The organism is Halorhabdus sp. CUG00001, assembly GCF_009797925.1.
Taxonomy (GTDB): Archaea; Halobacteriota; Halobacteria; order Halobacteriales; family Haloarculaceae; genus Halorhabdus.
Genome location: NZ_VOLB01000001.1, coordinates 2260049 through 2274833, shown reverse-complemented (window position 1 = coordinate 2274833; position 14785 = coordinate 2260049). Strand labels below are relative to the sequence as shown.

The following is a 14785-nucleotide window of genomic DNA, read 5'->3' as shown; positions in this document are numbered from 1 at the left end:
ACCCCTCGATCACCCGCAGTCCCGGACCAAGAGCAGACCGACACCGGACCCGGCATCGAACTGCTCGGGCAGACGCTTCTCGATGTCGAACCCGCGGTCGCGATAAAACCGTCTGGCCGACTCGTCGTCGGCATGAACAGTCACACGTAGTTGCCTCGCTCCATCGGCTCCCGCTCGCTGGACGACACGTTCGAGGAGTTGGGTCCCGATCCCGTTCCGCTGGTGGGCGGGCACAACGGCGAGTTCCGGCACGTACGCGAGTTTGCCCGGCGTCAACGCCAGCACGTAGCCGACTGGCTGGGCACGGACGGCAACCAGGGCCAGCCCAGCCCCTCCGACGATCGTAGTCAGGACGTCCGGGGCTGGTTCGGCCAGTGTTCGGTGCTGAATCGACCGGAGCACCGGCAGGTCACTCTCCCTGGCAGACCTGATCCGGACGGCCGGTGTGGCGTCGGTCACACCAGCCCCACGCCGACGGCGAGCACCCCGCCGACCACACCGGCCGACAGCGTAGCCAGGAAATTGACACCCTGGTTGCCCAGCCACTGGCCTTCCAGTGTCGCCCCGAGGAGACTGTCGACGGTCATGCCCACGAATCCGCTACAGACGATGACTGTCGCGCCCAACGCGGCGATGGTCTCGAAGGCGACCAGCGCGATAGCCGCAATGAGCGCCGCGCCCGACAACCCGGCGAGTTCCCCCTGCCAGGTGACACCACCGTCAGTGCCCGGTTCGACGCGTTCCAGCGTCGTGATCAGTCGCGGCGCGTCGTAGAGCCCGCCAAACTCACTCGAGAGTGTATCACTCATGGCCGCCGCAACCGAACCGGCAAACACGAACAAAAACACCTCCGGGGAGAGCGTCGTGAGTCGGGGGCTTGCGGCGGCCGCCAGGACGGCCCCGAGAGCGACCAGCGAGTTCGCCAACACGTTCCCGCTGCCGCGTGCCCCCTCGTTCTCCTGGGCGACCCCGCGCTTTACTTTCTCGGCGTATCTGAACTTGCTGGCCAACCCGCCACCGCCAAAGAAAGTGATCAGCATGGCGAACCAGCCGTAGTCGCCGACGACGATCGTCAGCAGGCTGAGGAAGACGCCGGTCAACATCCCCGGCAGCGAGGCGGTGTCCAGGGCATAAGAGACGTACCCCAATGCGACCGTGATCGCGAGCGCGAGCGCGATGCCGGTCGGCGTCACCGAGAGTGGCAGATCGGCGAACAGCCACAGCAGCAGTCCGATCGAAATGAGCACGAGTGGATCGTCGCGTTCGAACAAGACAGACCGGAGGAGCGCACCGAGTAAGGCACCGCTGACGGCCAGGAACACGGTCACGGGCATCGCCGCTGTGGTTCCGACGATCCCATTGCTCGCGAGCTGGCCGAGGACGCCGGCGACCGAGCCGGTGGCAACGAACCCGGCCGTCGATCCCACGGGGTCGGCCCCCAAGTCGCTAGCGACGTGGCCACCGAGATTGCCGACCCCGAGGACGAACGCGGCCATCACCGGGACGGCGACCGGCATGTCGAACTGCAAAGCGAGCAGCCCGAGTGCGGCGATCGAAAGCGAAAATCCGGCCAGGCCGTACAATCGCCCGTCTCGTCGGTCGCCCGGGCGAGCGAACAGCTCGAAGACGAATCCCGCGTCGATAAACTGCAAGGCGGCGGCTGCCAGCGCCAGAAACGGGACCGTCCCGAGAACCGTCGCGGCCGCCGGCGGCAGCTGTCGAGCGGCGAGTGGGATGAGGAGCGCCCCCGCCCCGACGACGGCGAACGCTCCCGCGCGTCGGACTGCGGTCGTCACTGTCGGCGGTTTCCCCGAGAGATACTTACCAGTTCCGACCCGCGCCCGACCGCGAGCGGACGTGTTCGTCCAGTGTCTCGTTTGCGGGCGCCAGTCAGTCGGCAATCCCGTGACCTTCTTGTCGACCCGGCCAAAAGCCGGGCCGTGGGATTGTACGACCGCTACCTCGCCGCTCGCGTCCGCTACAGTGACGCTGCCCTGCCCGAGCGCGTCGCGATCGTCCTGACAGAACGGGACTTGCTCGAACAAGGGGCATACGAGACACTCGAATCCGTCTTCGAGTGGGCCATCGAGTACGGTGCCGAGCAGCTGATGGTCTACGTGAGTGTCCTCGACGAGGGCGCTGTACCGACCCTACAGCGAGAACTCGAAGCGATCGATGCCCCGCGAGCGGTCGCCGTCCGTGGCCCCGAAGACGACCAGCGCGCCCAGGCCCCGATCGCGATCTCGATCGGTCTGGGAGGTAAACACGAGTTCGCCACCGCCGTCAGGCGGCTCGCCAGGGAAGTCGAGGCCGGCGATCTCGACCCCGCTGCCATCGACGAAGACGAGATCGAACGCCGACTCGTGTTTCCGACCGAACCCGATCTCGTCATCAAGACGGGTGCCGAGCGACTCTCGGATTTCATGATCTGGCAATCGGTGTACTCCGAACTGTACTTCACCGACGTCAACTGGCGGGACGTCCGCAAGCGGGAGTATCTCCGGGCGATCCGTGACTACCAGCAGCGACAGCGGCGATACGGACGGTGATCGGAACAGCCATCCCGTGCGCCCAGCCCACCCAGGAAAGCAGCAGGTGACGTCGAAGCGCCTTTGGTGTGGACCCGAAAACGTCCGGTATGGGCGAGTCGTATCAGGCGGTCGTCTACGACCTCGATGGAACCCTGGTCGGCCTCGACGTCGACTGGGCTGTCGTCACACGCGAGGTCGCCGACCGTCTCGAATCTCGGGGTGTGGCGACGGCTGACGTCGATCTGTGGACGCTGCTGAAACGAGCCGATGCTGCCGGGGTCGGCGACGTCGCCGAAGAAGTCATTTCGGCCCACGAACGCGTGGGAGCGCGGACGTCAGATCGGCTGGCACTGGCGGAGGAACTGCCGCTTGGGGTCCCGGTCGGGGTGTGCTCGTTGAACGCCGAGTCGGCCGTCCGGATGGCCCTCGAGCGCCACGACCTGGCAATGGCCGTCGACGCCGTGGTCGGCCGAGATAGTGTCGCGACACAGAAACCCCATCCCGAACCGCTACGTACCGTCGTGCATCGGCTCGGCGTCGATCCAGCCGAGACGGTGTTCGTCGGCGATTCCCGGACGGACGAGACGACGGCCGAGCGCGCCGGCATGCCGTTTCAGTACGTCGAACAACGGCTGTCGGCATAGCCCAAAGAAGCCTCGGAGAGGCTTATCGCCGCGAGCGTGCGTACAGATAGACTGCACTCGCCGTGAGGAACCAGACGACAGCTCCGACCCGGACAGCGAAGATCGCTTTTTCACTCCAGGTCGGAAGCGCCACACCGAGGGAGGCAACCGCGACGATCGGAGCCCCGGCGACGATCGTCAGCGCGAACGTGACCTGCATAACCCACCCGTAGTCGACGCCCTCCGGGTCAGTACTGCCAAGACGGTCTGGCACACGAACTGCTGGGGACGCCTGGGTCTTGCGTCTATCGGTCGTTCCGGACCCGAAGGCGTAAGACCGAGCCACGAGGATCTTCGGCTATGCCTACGGTCAGGGACGTCAGGGAGAAGGCTGGCGAGCAACCGATTACGATGCTGACGGCCTACGACGCCACGACCGCCGAGCTGGCCGAGCAAGCGGGCGTGGACGTGCTCCTGGTCGGGGACAGCCTGGGCAACGTCGTCCTCGGGCACGACACTACGCTCCCAGTGACCGTCGAAGAAATGCACAGCCACACGGCCGCGGTCGTCCGCGGGACCGACGACGCGCTGGTCGTCGCCGACATGCCCTTTCTCAGCGTCGGCGTCGACGAGAGCGAGTCGATCGAGCACTGTGGGCGCATGCTCAAGGAAGCCGGCGCGAACGCTGTCAAAATCGAGAGTGGTCCCCACACCGTCGAGTTGACCGAGCGCCTCACCGACCTGGGCATCCCCGTCATGGCCCACCTCGGACTGACACCCCAGCACGTCAATCGCCTGGGCTATACCCGCCAGGGGACGACCCAGCAAGCGGCCGACGAGATCCGCGAACTCGCCCGCGCCCACGAGGACGCCGGCGCGTTCACACTGGTCCTCGAACACGTCCCCGCGAACCTCGCACGTACCGTCACCGAGGACCTCTCGATCCCGACAATCGGCATCGGCGCTGGTCCGGAGTGTGACGGCCAAGTGCTGGTCGTCGACGACGCCGTTGGCCTGAGCGAATCGACGCCGCCGTTCGCCGAGGCCTTTGGCGACGTCCGTTCAGCGTACGCCGACGCGATCGAGTCGTACGTCGAGGCGGTCGAAGACGACTCGTTCCCCGCGAGGGAACACACCCACGACGAATCCACCCTCGATCTCGACTGAGTTCGGTGTGAACCGCAATTCAACCGTTAGTCTGTTACCCCCGGACTGAAGGGTCACATTGGAGAAAGATTTATATACTCCTAGAGCTAACTCAAGGTTAGCATGACACTCGAACAGCAGACGGTCGGCGACGCGGAGATCCGCCGGTTCGATTACGACGACGCGACGACGTTCGTGGCTGATCTCGGTGACGGGGCCGAGATCGACGTGGTGGGCAACACCGCGATCGTCGTCACCGACGACGGGCAGTACGACCTCTCGCTACCCGAAAATCAGGGCGCAACAGCGTTTATGAAAAACGGCGTCCTCACTATCGAGGTGGACCAATGAAGCTCACTGTCAAACCACTGAAACAGAAAGACGCCGGCCGTGGCCTGGCCGCCGTCGATCGCGCGGCGATGGACGAAATCGGCCTGGAGAACGGGGACTACGTCGTACTCGATGGTCAAGGCGGGCGAGCGGTCGCTCGCGTCTGGCCGGGCTATCCCGAGGACACGGGCGAGGGAATCGTTCGGATCGACGGGCAACTTCGCCAGGAGGCCGACGTCGGGATCGACGACCGTATCGACGTCGAGAAGGCCGACGTCAAGCCCGCCCGATCGATCTCCGTCGCTCTCCCCCAGAACCTCCGCGTCCGGGGCAACATCGGCCCGCACGTCCGCAACAAGCTCTCCGGGCAGGCCGTCACGACCGGCCAGACCGTCCCGTTCTCGCTGGGACTGGGGCCGGTCTCGTCGGTCGGCGGCCAGAAGATTCCGCTGAAGATCGCCGACACTGACCCCGAAGGGACGGTCGTCGTCACCGACCAGACCGAGATCGAGGTCAGCCAGCAGCCGGCCGAACAGATCACCGGGGAGGCACCCGAGGAGGCGCGCCAGACCCCGGACGTGACCTACGAGGACATCGGTGGACTCGACGACGAGCTAGAGCAAGTCCGTGAGATGATCGAGTTGCCGATGCGCCACCCCGAGCTGTTCAATCAGCTCGGTATCGAACCGCCCAAAGGCGTCCTCCTGCACGGCCCACCGGGAACCGGCAAGACGCTGATGGCCAAGGCCGTCGCCAACGAGATCGACGCGTTCTTCACGACGATCTCGGGGCCGGAGATCATGTCCAAATACTACGGCGAGAGCGAAGAGCAGTTGCGGGAGATGTTCGACGAGGCCGAAGAGAACGCCCCGGCGATCGTCTTCATCGACGAGATCGACTCCATCGCGCCCAAGCGCGACGACACGAGCGGTGACGTCGAACGTCGGGTCGTCGCCCAGCTGCTCTCGTTGATGGATGGGCTCGAAGAGCGTGGGGACGTCATCGTCATCGGTGCGACCAACCGCCTCGATGCGCTCGACCCCGCTCTCCGGCGTGGTGGGCGCTTCGACCGGGAGATCGAGATCGGCGTCCCGGACAAGAAAGGCCGCAAGGAGATCCTGCAGGTCCACACCCGCGGGATGCCCCTAAACGAGGAGATCGACATCGACGAGTACGCCGAACGGACCCACGGGTTCGTCGGGGCCGACCTCGAACAACTGGCAAAGGAGGGGGCGATGAACGCCCTCCGGCGCATTCGCCCCGAGATCGACTTAGAAGCCGACGAGATCGACGCCGAGATCCTCGAATCCCTGGAGGTGACCGAGACGGACATCAAGGCCGCCCACAAGGGTATCGAGCCCTCTGCACTCCGGGAAGTGTTCGTGGAAGTGCCGGACGTCTCCTGGGAGGACGTGGGTGGCCTCGAAGACACGAACGAACGCCTCAGAGAGACCATCCAGTGGCCCCTGGAGTACCCGCAGGTCTTCGAACAGATGGACATGCAGTCCGCGAAGGGCGTGTTGCTGTACGGCCCGCCAGGGACCGGCAAGACGCTGCTTGCGAAAGCCGTCGCCAACGAGGCGGACTCGAATTTCATCTCCGTGAAAGGACCGGAACTACTCAACAAGTACGTCGGAGAGAGCGAGAAGGGCGTCCGCGAGGTCTTCAGCAAGGCTCGTGAGAATGCCCCGACCGTCATCTTCTTCGACGAGATCGACTCCATCGCCGGCGAACGCGGGGCCAACATGGGTGACTCCGGCGTCGGCGAACGCGTCGTCTCCCAGTTGCTGACGGAACTGGACGGCCTGGAGGACCTGGAGGATGTCGTGGTCATCGCGACGACCAACCGACCGGACCTCATCGACGCTGCACTCTTGCGGCCGGGGCGACTCGACCGACACATCCACGTCCCCGTTCCCGACGAGGAGGCCCGCCGGAAAGTCTTCGAGGTCCACACCCGCGACAAACCACTGGCCGAGAACGTCGACTTAGACGAGTTGGCTCGCCGGACCGACGGGTACGTCGGGGCCGACATCGAAGCCGTCGCCCGCGAAGCCGCCATGGCGGCCACCCGGGAGTTCATCCGGAGCGTCGATCCCGAGGACGTCGACGACAGCATGGGGAACGTCCTGATCAACGCCGAACACTTCGAGACTGCGATGGACGAGGTGGGTCCGAGCGTCGACAGCGACACCCGCGAGCGCTACCAGGAGATCGAACAGCGCTTCGACAAGCGCGAAAACGAACTCGAAGAGACCGAAACGTCCCGGACCTTCCAGTAAGGGCCGCTGCCGCCACTACTCGCCGCCCGCCGGTGACGATTTCTTGCTTTCGACACCAGTTTCGTCCGATGCAGTGACGTGTAGATCCAGGTCGGCGAGATACTGACTCGTCCGCTCGGGGACTGGCAGACCGGCCTGGCGACGCCCACACAGGATCGGCAGCGTCGATTGCAAGTCCGGCACGGTCGACAGTGTGGGCGACGGCGCGAGGACGTCCGTCGAGAGCCCTGCCTCGGCGGCCCGATCGACGAGGGTTTCGACCATCGGCTGGCGATCGATGTCTTCGAAGTCCAGCGTGTCGGTGAACCCCGCGTAGTAGATCCCACCTGCGGCGGCCGGCCCGACGACGACTGCGCTGGACCGGAGTTTCATCGCCGCTTGATCGATCGTGCTCCGGGTGGCAAGCACGGCCGTCGGATCGAGCACCGCCACCGACGATTCGGCTTCTGCTTCGAGTAAGTGCGTGACCGTGTTCCCCATGCGCGCCGCTGGCGTCGACCCGACCTGTGGCTCGAATCGTGCTTCCGAGGGGTCATCGAGCGCCGGCTCGACCATCTCGATGACTTGTGCCTCGCTCCCCTCCGGATAGGTGACGAGCAGCGATGCCCCACTGGACTCGGCGATTTCGGCAACATCCTTGCAGGCGTGGCGATACAGCGTCGCCGCCTCAGTGTCGGTCAACGGCGTCCCGGCCGCCAGTTCAGCCAGTGCGTTGCCCTCGACTGGTCGCTGTGTGCGGAGTGCGACAGTAGCCATGTCGTCACCTTCGCGTAGTGGATCCTTGAACCCGCCGCTCGAATGAGTGTGCGCAGTGAGTCGTCATCGTGCCACCAGGTGCCATTATACGTCTCGGCCACGTAGTTATCCCAGGCAAATGCTCGTCGAGGACCTGATGTCGACCGAGGTCATCACGGTCCCGGTCGATGCGAGCGTGCGAGATGCAGTCGGGCAGCTACTCGAACACGCAGTCGGCTCGGTGGTCGTCCTCAGCGACGAGGGGAACCCGGTGGGAATCGTCACCGAATCCGACACACTCCGGGCGGGCTACGTCACCGAGCGACCCTTCGAGGAGATCCCTGTCGACAAGCTCGCCCACCATCCGGTCGTAACGACGGATCCCGCGACGACCGTCCAGGGGGTCGCAGAGAAGATGGCCGACAACGACGTCAAGAAAGTGCCCGTGATGGACGGGCTGGAACTGGTCGGCATGATTACGCTGACCGACATCGTCTGGCATCTCTCTGACATCCGCGCGGAAGTCGGCAAGTTGAACACGCGACCCGAGGAGTGGGAGTTGGATTGAGCGCTCACTTCCGACGTTGCCCTTTGGTCTGTCGATAATCCCGACCGAGTTCGTCGGCGAAGTGTGCTCGGAACGCTTCCAGTTGGGCCTCACTGGCCTCGCTCGGCGAGCGCATCGGCAGAATCTCGAAGCCACGGCCCCGGATCGTCGTCGCGTGTTCGCTAGTCACGTCTAACTCCTCGGCGCTGCGGGTCGTGTACTCGAACGCCAAGGCGTCCAGAGCCGCCTGCCCGACGGCGACGATGAGTTCGGGGTTGATCATCCGCAACTCGGCGGTCCGATACCCCTCGCAGTTGCGCGTCTCGTCGTCGGTGGCGTCGCGATCCGGGTGGCGACAGCGCGTGACGTAGGTGAGATAGATGTTTTCGAGCTCGGGTTCGGTACTGTCCGGGGCAGCGTCGTTGAATCCCAACTCGGCGAGGATCCGCTGGACGCTCCGGCCGGGTTCGTCGCCCGTGAAAGGGACCCCGGTGCGATCGGGGCCGGCAGTGGGTTCCGAACCGAGGACGACCACGTCGGCTTCGACGTCACCGTACCCGTGGACGACCTGTTCGCGCGTTTCGACGAGTGCCGGGCAGTTCTGACACTCCGCGTCCATGCCGTAGGGGTTCTGTGGATCGGGCGCGTGGGGAGTCATAGGACTGGACTAGTGGGGCTGGCTCAAAACGCGACTGGTTGCGGCGACGAGGCCCGCCAACGGGCACCCAGTTTAAGTCCCATACCGACGACAGTAGAGACACTGATGGCCGATCCCGGGGACACGGCGACCAACGGCGACCAGGCGGGGCCAGACTGGCACCGCCAGCTTGTCGAGTTGTCACCCGACGCGGCAACGATCGTAGACGCAGATGGGACGATAGTGTACGTCAGCCCTGCGGTAGAAGCGATTCTCGGATACAGCCCCGACGACCTGACGGGCGAGCTGGTCAGCGAATACATCCATCCCGCTGATCGTGCGTCCGTCAGTGAGACGATCGAGGAACGACGGGTCAGTGCCGACGAACCACAGACCGTCGAAGTCCGCACACGGCGGGCAGATGGGTCCTGTAGGTGGGTCGAATCGAGAGTGGTGTGTGTGCCCGACGGCGTGGGCGGTGAGTTTCTCGTGACCAGCCGCCCGATCGACCAGCGCGAGGCCCGCGATACCGATTTCGCCACCACGAAAGAACGCATGCGGATGGCCCTAGAGGGGGCAAACCTCGGGATCTGGGACTGGGATATGGTGACCGACGAGGTAGAACGCGACGAGTTGTTGACCGAGATGCTCGGCTACACGCCCGCCGAGATGGGGGCGCACCTGCGTGACTGGGAAGCGCTCGTCCATCCGGCGGGCAAGCAGCGACACGACCGAGCCCTGGCCGAACACGTCGAAGCCCAGACGCCGTACTACGAGTGTGAGTACCGGCTGCAGACGAAGGCGGGCGACTGGAAGTGGGTCCGGACGATGGGGACGGTAGTCGAGCGTGCCGATGACGGCACGCCGTTGCGGGCGGTCGGCATCCACCAGGACATCGACGATCGCAAGCGGGCCGAGTTGGCGCTGAAAGAAGAGCGGGAGATGTTCACGGACGGGCCGGCCGTCGTGTTCAAATGGGCGGACGCGGCGGGGTGGCCGATCGAGTACGTCTCGGAAAACGTCGAGGCGGTGTTTGGGTACGCGCCCGAGAAACTCCAGACGGGAAACGTCCGCTTCAGCGACCTCCTCCACGACGGCGATCGCGAGCGGGTCGCCAAAGAGGTTGCCGAGCAACGCTCAAACGGGAGCAACCGCCTCAGTCCGGACCCGTATCGAATCAGGACCGCGGACGGGGCTGTTCGATGGGTGATGGAGCATACGAAAATCGTCGACGAACCGGCAGCGCAGGGCTACTTGCTGGGCTATCTCGTCGACGTCACGGAACGGAAAGAACACGAGCGCGAGTTGGAAGCGCGTGAGCGGAAGTACCGAAATCTGTTCGAAGGTACCCGCGATGCGCTCATGGTTCTCGACCGGGACGGCTACATCGACTGCAACGAACGGACCCTCGAGTTGTTCGGCCTCGATTCGGTCGGGGCGTTCGTCGACCGCGCACCCTGGGAACTGGCCCCACAGACACAGCCCGACGGCACGCCTTCGAAGGACGATGCCTTCGAACACATCGAGCGGGCCTTCGAGACGGGCGAAGCGTTCTTCGAGTGGACCCACCAGCGGGCCGACGGCACGACGTTTCCCGCCGAGGTGAAGCTCAGTCGCTTCGAGTACGAGAACGAGCCCGCCCTCCACGCCCTGGTCCGGGACATAACCGAACGCAAAGAGTACGAACAGCGCCTCCAAGCCCAACGGGACAACCTCGACGTGCTCAATCGCGTGTTGCGCCACGATATCCGGAACGATCTGCAACTGGTCACCGCCTACGCCGAGCTCGTCGCCGAAGAATCCGACGACGAATCGACCGGAGAGTACATCGAAACGGTGCTGGAAAGTGCCGAACACGCGATCGAACTCACGCAGACGGCCCGAGAGATGGCCGACGTGATGCTCTCGGCGGACGACGACATCGAGCACGTCGACCTCGAAGGAGTCCTCGAACGCGAACTCGACGAGGTTCGCTCGGCCTATCCCGACGCCGTCTTCACCGTCGACACCGAGATTCCGGCCGAAACAGTCCGGGCCAGCAGCATGCTCGCGTCGGTCTTCCGGAACCTGTTGAAAAACGCCGTCCAGCACAACGATAAAGACGTCCCGGAAGTCACCGTTTCGGCGACGGCCCAAGAAGCGTCAGTTGTCGTTCGCATCGCGGACAACGGCCCCGGCGTCCCGCCCGCACAGCAAGACGCGATCTTCGGCAAGGGCGAGACGGGACTGGAAAGTTCGGGGACCGGTATCGGACTGTATCTGGTCGAGACACTGGTCGAAAGCTACGGCGGCGCGGTCGACATCGAGGACACCGATCCCGCGGGCGCGGTGTTCGTCGTAGAACTCCCGAGAGTGACCTGAGCGTGTGACACAGCAGGCGTGCAACGTGGCAGAAACGTCACTCCCTCCGGCCGCGGGCCTTCGACGACGAGTCGCCAGCGGTAGTCCCCTGGTCTGTAGCGTCCTCGACGGCCGCGCGATACGCTGGCGACCGGTGGATATCGAGTTCACGACGCAGACCGAGAGAGATCGTATAGACCATCAGCAGCATGATCGCGCCGAAGGGCAGGCCAGCCGCAATCACCGCCGTCTGGAGGCCGTTCAGGCCGTTCCCGACGAGCAGTGCCACCGCGGTGGCGCCGATCAGGAGTGGCCACAGTACCCGCTGGCGGGCGAGAGTGTCTTGCTTGCCGCCAGCAGCCAGATAGCTCGTCACTAACGCCCCCGAATCGGTCGAGGTGACGATAAACGTGAGCAGATTCGCAGTGACGACGACGCTCGTGAGGAAGGTAAGCGGATAGGACGACAGCAGTTCGAACAACGCGACCGCTCGCCCGTGTTCTTGCAGCGGGCCGAGGATGCCACCACTGAGGACGTTGAGTTCGACGAACAGCGCCGAGCCGTTGAACACCGCCATCCAGAGCAGCGAAAACAGCGTCGGGACGAGTAACACGCCGCCCACGAACTGGCGGATCGTCCGCCCCTTCGAGATCCGAGCGATGAACATGCCGACGAACGGCGCCCACGCGATCCAAAAGCCCCAGTAGAAGGTCGTCCAGTCGTGTTGCCAGCCGGCATCAGCCCCAGCGAACGCTTCCGCGTAGAAGCTCAACGCCAAGAAGTTCCCCAAGTACACACCGAGACCGCTGGCGAAGCCATCGAGTAGATAGACCGTCGGCCCAGCGACGAGCGTGAACCCGAGCAGCCCGACCATGAGCACTACGTTCACCGTCGACAGCCGTTTGATCCCGCCTTCGAGCCCGGCCACGACCGAGAGCGTGGTGAGGCCGATGATGACCGCGACGATCGCAGTCGTCACCCAGGTCGCACTTGGCAAGCCAGTGGCGAGGTAGTTCCGGCCCAAGAAGTCGAGGCCGGCATGGATCTGGAGTGCGCCCAGCCCCACCGTGGTCGCCAGTCCGAACACCGTCGCGAGAACGGCTGCGAGGTCGACGATGTGGCCGGGCCAGCCGTAAATCCGTTCACCGAGCAGGGGGTAAAAAACCGATCGCACGGTGATCGGCAGGCCACGGTTGAACGAGAAGAAGGCGAGTCCGAGGCCGACGATCCCGTAAATCGCCCACGGGTGCAGCCCCCAGTGGAACATCGACAGGGCCGTCGCCGACCGCGCCGCGGCCGGTGAGCGAGCCGGCACGTCGAAAAACGATCCACCGCCCGACAGGAAGTGGTACATCGGTTCGGCCACACCGAAAAACAGGAGCCCGATCCCCATGCCGGCGCTGAACAACATTGCCAGCCAGGCAACGGTAGAAAACGCGGGGTCAGCATCGGGACCGCCGAGCCTGATCGTGCCGTACTCACTCAGCCCGAACGCAACCAGCGCGATGAGGAAGACGTTGACCGACAGAACGTAAAACCAGCCGAAGTTTGCAGTGACGGCATCGAAGACCGTTTCGTACGCGGTGGCGGCACCGTCACCGAATCCGACCGTCAGCGCGACGAATCCGACGATGAACGCCAACGCGAGCGGGAACACGACCGGGTGGACCTCGATACCCCAGTGGCGGACGTTGGTATCGCCAGGCTCCCGCGCCACGTCCGCATAGAACAGGCGTTCCCGGATCGTCTCTTCACCATCTGTCACCGTCTCTTCGGTGGGATCGGTCACCGGGCACCACCGACGCTGACACGGCGAGAGGTCCGATCGCGGTGCCAAAGCGACGAGTCGGCGAGGCCGCGAACGCGCCCGAACGCCAGCACACCGGCGTCGAGACGAGACATACACGAGCAATCACAGTCCGCCATCAAATAAGTAAGCCGCGTCGGCAGGCAATGGCACGAACGCCGCGAGACGTTCGGCTGCAGTCCGTACGCTCATATGCGTGAGGCCCTAACACGACGTATGTCACGTCGACGCATCGGACGCGTGGTGTACCTGTTCGCGTTCATCGTCGTCCAGCAGTTTACAGGCGTGTTCACAACGTATCCAACACTCGAGTTGCTCGGGATCGTCGGCGTCGCCATCGTGGGCCTTGACTCACTGGTGTGTGCCGTCCGCGGGTGGCGGTCGATGGACACCTCGCTGGTGGGTGAGGACGCATCAACCGGGGACTGACAGACCACGAGGGTAACAGCCAGTCCGCCGCTTTCACGGCCTGAGAGAGCGGCTTCGCCCGTCGCTCGTCCGCCAGCTGCGACGTGGCCCTGGCCCGTGCACAGACTTACTCGTCGTCGAGTGTCTCGGCCTGCGTGGGGGCGTCGTCTGGATCGTTGACCGGACTGCTCGGGTGATAGTCGGTGTCGTACTCGCCGGGCCGGTCGTCGAGTCGGTCGGGGTTGAGGCGGCCACCCAGCAGCATGAAGTCGAGCACTGTACAGTACAGCAGGGACTCGACGACGGGGACCGCACGGGGTGGCAAAACGGGATCGTGGCGGCCGACGACCTGAATCTCCTTGCGTTGGCCCGTCTCCCAGTCGACGGTCTCCTGGGCTTTCGGGATCGAAACCGGCGGATGCCAGGAAATCTCGCCGTAGATGGGATCGCCGGTCGTGATCCCGCCCTGGATGCCGCCGTGATCGTTGCCGACGGGCGTGGGATCACCGTTCTCGTCGAACTCCCAGTCCTCGTTGTACTCGGTGCCGGCCATCGTGCGAGCGTCGCGGCCGACCCCGTACTCGAAGTCGTTGACCGCCGGAATCGAGTAGATGAGCTGGCCCAGCCGCGACGGGATGGAGTCAAAGCGGGGCGCACCCAGCCCGCGCGGGACACCGCGGGCCTCGAAGTAGACCGAGCCGCCAATGGAGTCGCCCTCCTGCTGGTACTGCTCGGCGAGATCGCGCATCGCCGCGGCCGTCTCGGGATGGGCACACCTGATGTCGTTGTCCTCGGTGTGTTCGAGCATCTCCTCGAAGGAGACCTCTGGGGCCTCTATGTCACCGATCTGGTTGACGTGGGCCTTGATCTGGACGTCGTACTCGCTCTGGTCTAAGACCTGCTTGGCGATGGCCCCCGCGGCGACCCAGTTGACGGTCTCTCGGGCCGAAGAGCGCCCGCCCCCGCCCCAGTTGCGCGTGCCGAACTTCGCCGAGTAGGTGAAATCGCCGTGGGACGGACGGGGAGCCGTGACGAACGGCTCGTACTTGCCCGACCGGGAGTCTTTGTTCTGGATGACCATCCCGATCGGCGTGCCCGTCGTGTAGCCGTCCTGCAGGCCAGACTTGATCGAGACGGCGTCGGGTTCGTCCCGCGAGGTGGTGATCATCGACTGGCCGGGCTTGCGCCGGTCGAGGTCCTGCTGGATGTCGTCCTCGCTCAACTCGACACCGGCGGGGACACCCGAAACGGTACACCCCATCGCCTCGCCGTGGCTCTCCCCGAACGTGGTGACGTCGAAGAGTCGACCGAAACTGTTGCCGTTCATTGTCCCGGTGTGGGGTGTGGGGCCATTTAGTTGTTGAGAATGGCCGGGTCCCTGGCCGGTGACCGGCAGGTC

General features: G+C 64.7%; 15 protein-coding genes. 8 read left to right on the top strand and 7 right to left on the bottom strand.

The window, feature by feature from the left end:
- Positions 1 to 9: 9 nt before the first annotated feature.
- Positions 10 to 459: a GNAT family N-acetyltransferase gene (locus tag FR699_RS11315; RefSeq protein ID WP_158855481.1), complete on the bottom strand. Its 450-nt coding sequence runs from the start codon at positions 457 to 459 to the stop codon at positions 10 to 12.
- Positions 456 to 1796, bottom strand: a complete 1341-nt coding sequence (locus FR699_RS11310; protein WP_154552665.1) for a DUF92 domain-containing protein — start codon at positions 1794 to 1796, stop codon at positions 456 to 458. Before FR699_RS11310 ends, FR699_RS11315 begins: the two co-directional genes overlap by 4 nt.
- A gap of 144 nt (positions 1797 to 1940) precedes the next feature.
- On the opposite strand from FR699_RS11310, the gene FR699_RS11305 reads away from it, so the two are divergent.
- Together FR699_RS11305 and FR699_RS11300 are read left to right on the top strand one after the other, a co-directional pair.
- Entirely contained in the window at positions 1941 to 2549 is a 609-nt protein-coding gene (locus FR699_RS11305; protein ID WP_158855480.1) for an undecaprenyl diphosphate synthase family protein, read from the top strand.
- A gap of 89 nt (positions 2550 to 2638) precedes the next feature.
- Positions 2639 to 3175 carry an HAD family hydrolase gene (locus tag FR699_RS11300; RefSeq protein ID WP_158855479.1) on the top strand — a complete coding sequence of 179 codons (537 nt, stop codon included), beginning with the start codon at positions 2639 to 2641 and terminating at the stop codon, positions 3173 to 3175.
- A gap of 22 nt (positions 3176 to 3197) precedes the next feature.
- Here the strand turns inward: FR699_RS11300 and FR699_RS11295 are convergent, their stop codons facing one another.
- Complete coding sequence (locus FR699_RS11295) at positions 3198 to 3374, bottom strand: DUF5822 domain-containing protein (RefSeq protein ID WP_370454837.1); 177 nt, start codon at positions 3372 to 3374, stop codon at positions 3198 to 3200.
- A gap of 140 nt (positions 3375 to 3514) precedes the next feature.
- On the opposite strand from FR699_RS11295, the gene panB reads away from it, so the two are divergent.
- The 3 genes from panB to FR699_RS11280 all read left to right on the top strand — a co-directional run bounded on the left by panB (position 3515) and on the right by FR699_RS11280 (position 6912).
- Positions 3515 to 4321 carry a 3-methyl-2-oxobutanoate hydroxymethyltransferase gene (gene panB / locus FR699_RS11290; RefSeq protein ID WP_154552669.1) on the top strand — a complete coding sequence of 269 codons (807 nt, stop codon included), beginning with the start codon at positions 3515 to 3517 and terminating at the stop codon, positions 4319 to 4321.
- 102 nt (positions 4322 to 4423) lie between these two features.
- A complete protein-coding gene (locus tag FR699_RS11285; RefSeq protein ID WP_154552670.1) occupies positions 4424 to 4651 on the top strand; it encodes a hypothetical protein in 228 nt (75 codons plus the stop codon).
- Positions 4648 to 6912 (top strand): CDC48 family AAA ATPase, encoded by a 2265-nt coding sequence (locus FR699_RS11280; RefSeq protein ID WP_158855478.1) that lies wholly within the window; start codon positions 4648 to 4650, stop codon positions 6910 to 6912. The genes FR699_RS11285 and FR699_RS11280 overlap by 4 nt, the downstream gene beginning before the upstream one ends.
- Positions 6913 to 6927: 15 nt before the next feature.
- Here the strand turns inward: FR699_RS11280 and FR699_RS11275 are convergent, their stop codons facing one another.
- Entirely contained in the window at positions 6928 to 7668 is a 741-nt protein-coding gene (locus FR699_RS11275) for a DUF2064 domain-containing protein (protein ID WP_158855477.1), read from the bottom strand.
- 136 nt (positions 7669 to 7804) lie between these two features.
- Between FR699_RS11275 and FR699_RS11270 the strand changes: the two genes are divergently transcribed.
- Positions 7805 to 8215 (top strand): CBS domain-containing protein, encoded by a 411-nt coding sequence (locus FR699_RS11270; protein WP_233263403.1) that lies wholly within the window; start codon positions 7805 to 7807, stop codon positions 8213 to 8215.
- A gap of 4 nt (positions 8216 to 8219) precedes the next feature.
- Here FR699_RS11270 and FR699_RS11265 read toward each other — a convergent pair whose 3' ends face one another.
- Complete coding sequence (locus FR699_RS11265) at positions 8220 to 8852, bottom strand: uracil-DNA glycosylase family protein (RefSeq protein ID WP_158855475.1); 633 nt, start codon at positions 8850 to 8852, stop codon at positions 8220 to 8222.
- A 105-nt stretch (positions 8853 to 8957) separates the two neighbouring features.
- Between FR699_RS11265 and FR699_RS11260 the strand changes: the two genes are divergently transcribed.
- The gene (locus tag FR699_RS11260) at positions 8958 to 11192 is read left to right on the top strand and encodes a PAS domain S-box protein (RefSeq protein WP_158855474.1); all 2235 of its coding nucleotides are present in this window, start codon (positions 8958 to 8960) and stop codon (positions 11190 to 11192) included.
- Positions 11193 to 11229: 37 nt separating this feature from the next.
- On the opposite strand, the gene FR699_RS11255 is transcribed toward FR699_RS11260, so the two are convergent.
- A complete protein-coding gene (locus FR699_RS11255) occupies positions 11230 to 12960 on the bottom strand; it encodes a BCCT family transporter (protein ID WP_233263402.1) in 1731 nt (576 codons plus the stop codon).
- A 234-nt stretch (positions 12961 to 13194) separates the two neighbouring features.
- Here FR699_RS11255 and FR699_RS11250 point away from each other — a divergent pair, with 234 nt between their 5' ends.
- Complete coding sequence (locus tag FR699_RS11250; RefSeq protein ID WP_154552676.1) at positions 13195 to 13407, top strand: hypothetical protein; 213 nt, start codon at positions 13195 to 13197, stop codon at positions 13405 to 13407.
- Positions 13408 to 13513: 106 nt separating this feature from the next.
- Here the strand turns inward: FR699_RS11250 and aroC are convergent, their stop codons facing one another.
- Positions 13514 to 14713 (bottom strand): chorismate synthase, encoded by a 1200-nt coding sequence (gene aroC / locus FR699_RS11245; RefSeq protein ID WP_158855473.1) that lies wholly within the window; start codon positions 14711 to 14713, stop codon positions 13514 to 13516.
- Between the last annotated feature and the right edge of the window lie 72 nt (positions 14714 to 14785).

Bases quoted from the DNA above. Each gene is read 5' to 3' on its own strand.
- FR699_RS11300 (WP_158855479.1), top strand. From the start codon at position 2,639: ATGGGCGAGTCGTATCAGGCGGTCGTCTACGACCTCGATGGAACCCTG.
- FR699_RS11295 (WP_370454837.1), bottom strand. From the start codon at position 3,374: ATGCAGGTCACGTTCGCGCTGACGATCGTCGCCGGGGCTCCGATCGTC.
- panB (WP_154552669.1), top strand. From the start codon at position 3,515: ATGCCTACGGTCAGGGACGTCAGGGAGAAGGCTGGCGAGCAACCGATT.
- FR699_RS11285 (WP_154552670.1), top strand. From the start codon at position 4,424: ATGACACTCGAACAGCAGACGGTCGGCGACGCGGAGATCCGCCGGTTC.
- FR699_RS11280 (WP_158855478.1), top strand. From the start codon at position 4,648: ATGAAGCTCACTGTCAAACCACTGAAACAGAAAGACGCCGGCCGTGGC.
- FR699_RS11275 (WP_158855477.1), bottom strand. From the start codon at position 7,668: ATGGCTACTGTCGCACTCCGCACACAGCGACCAGTCGAGGGCAACGCA.
- FR699_RS11270 (WP_233263403.1), top strand. From the start codon at position 7,805: ATGTCGACCGAGGTCATCACGGTCCCGGTCGATGCGAGCGTGCGAGAT.
- FR699_RS11265 (WP_158855475.1), bottom strand. From the start codon at position 8,852: ATGACTCCCCACGCGCCCGATCCACAGAACCCCTACGGCATGGACGCG.
- FR699_RS11260 (WP_158855474.1), top strand. From the start codon at position 8,958: ATGGCCGATCCCGGGGACACGGCGACCAACGGCGACCAGGCGGGGCCA.
- FR699_RS11250 (WP_154552676.1), top strand. From the start codon at position 13,195: ATGTCACGTCGACGCATCGGACGCGTGGTGTACCTGTTCGCGTTCATC.
- aroC (WP_158855473.1), bottom strand. From the start codon at position 14,713: ATGAACGGCAACAGTTTCGGTCGACTCTTCGACGTCACCACGTTCGGG.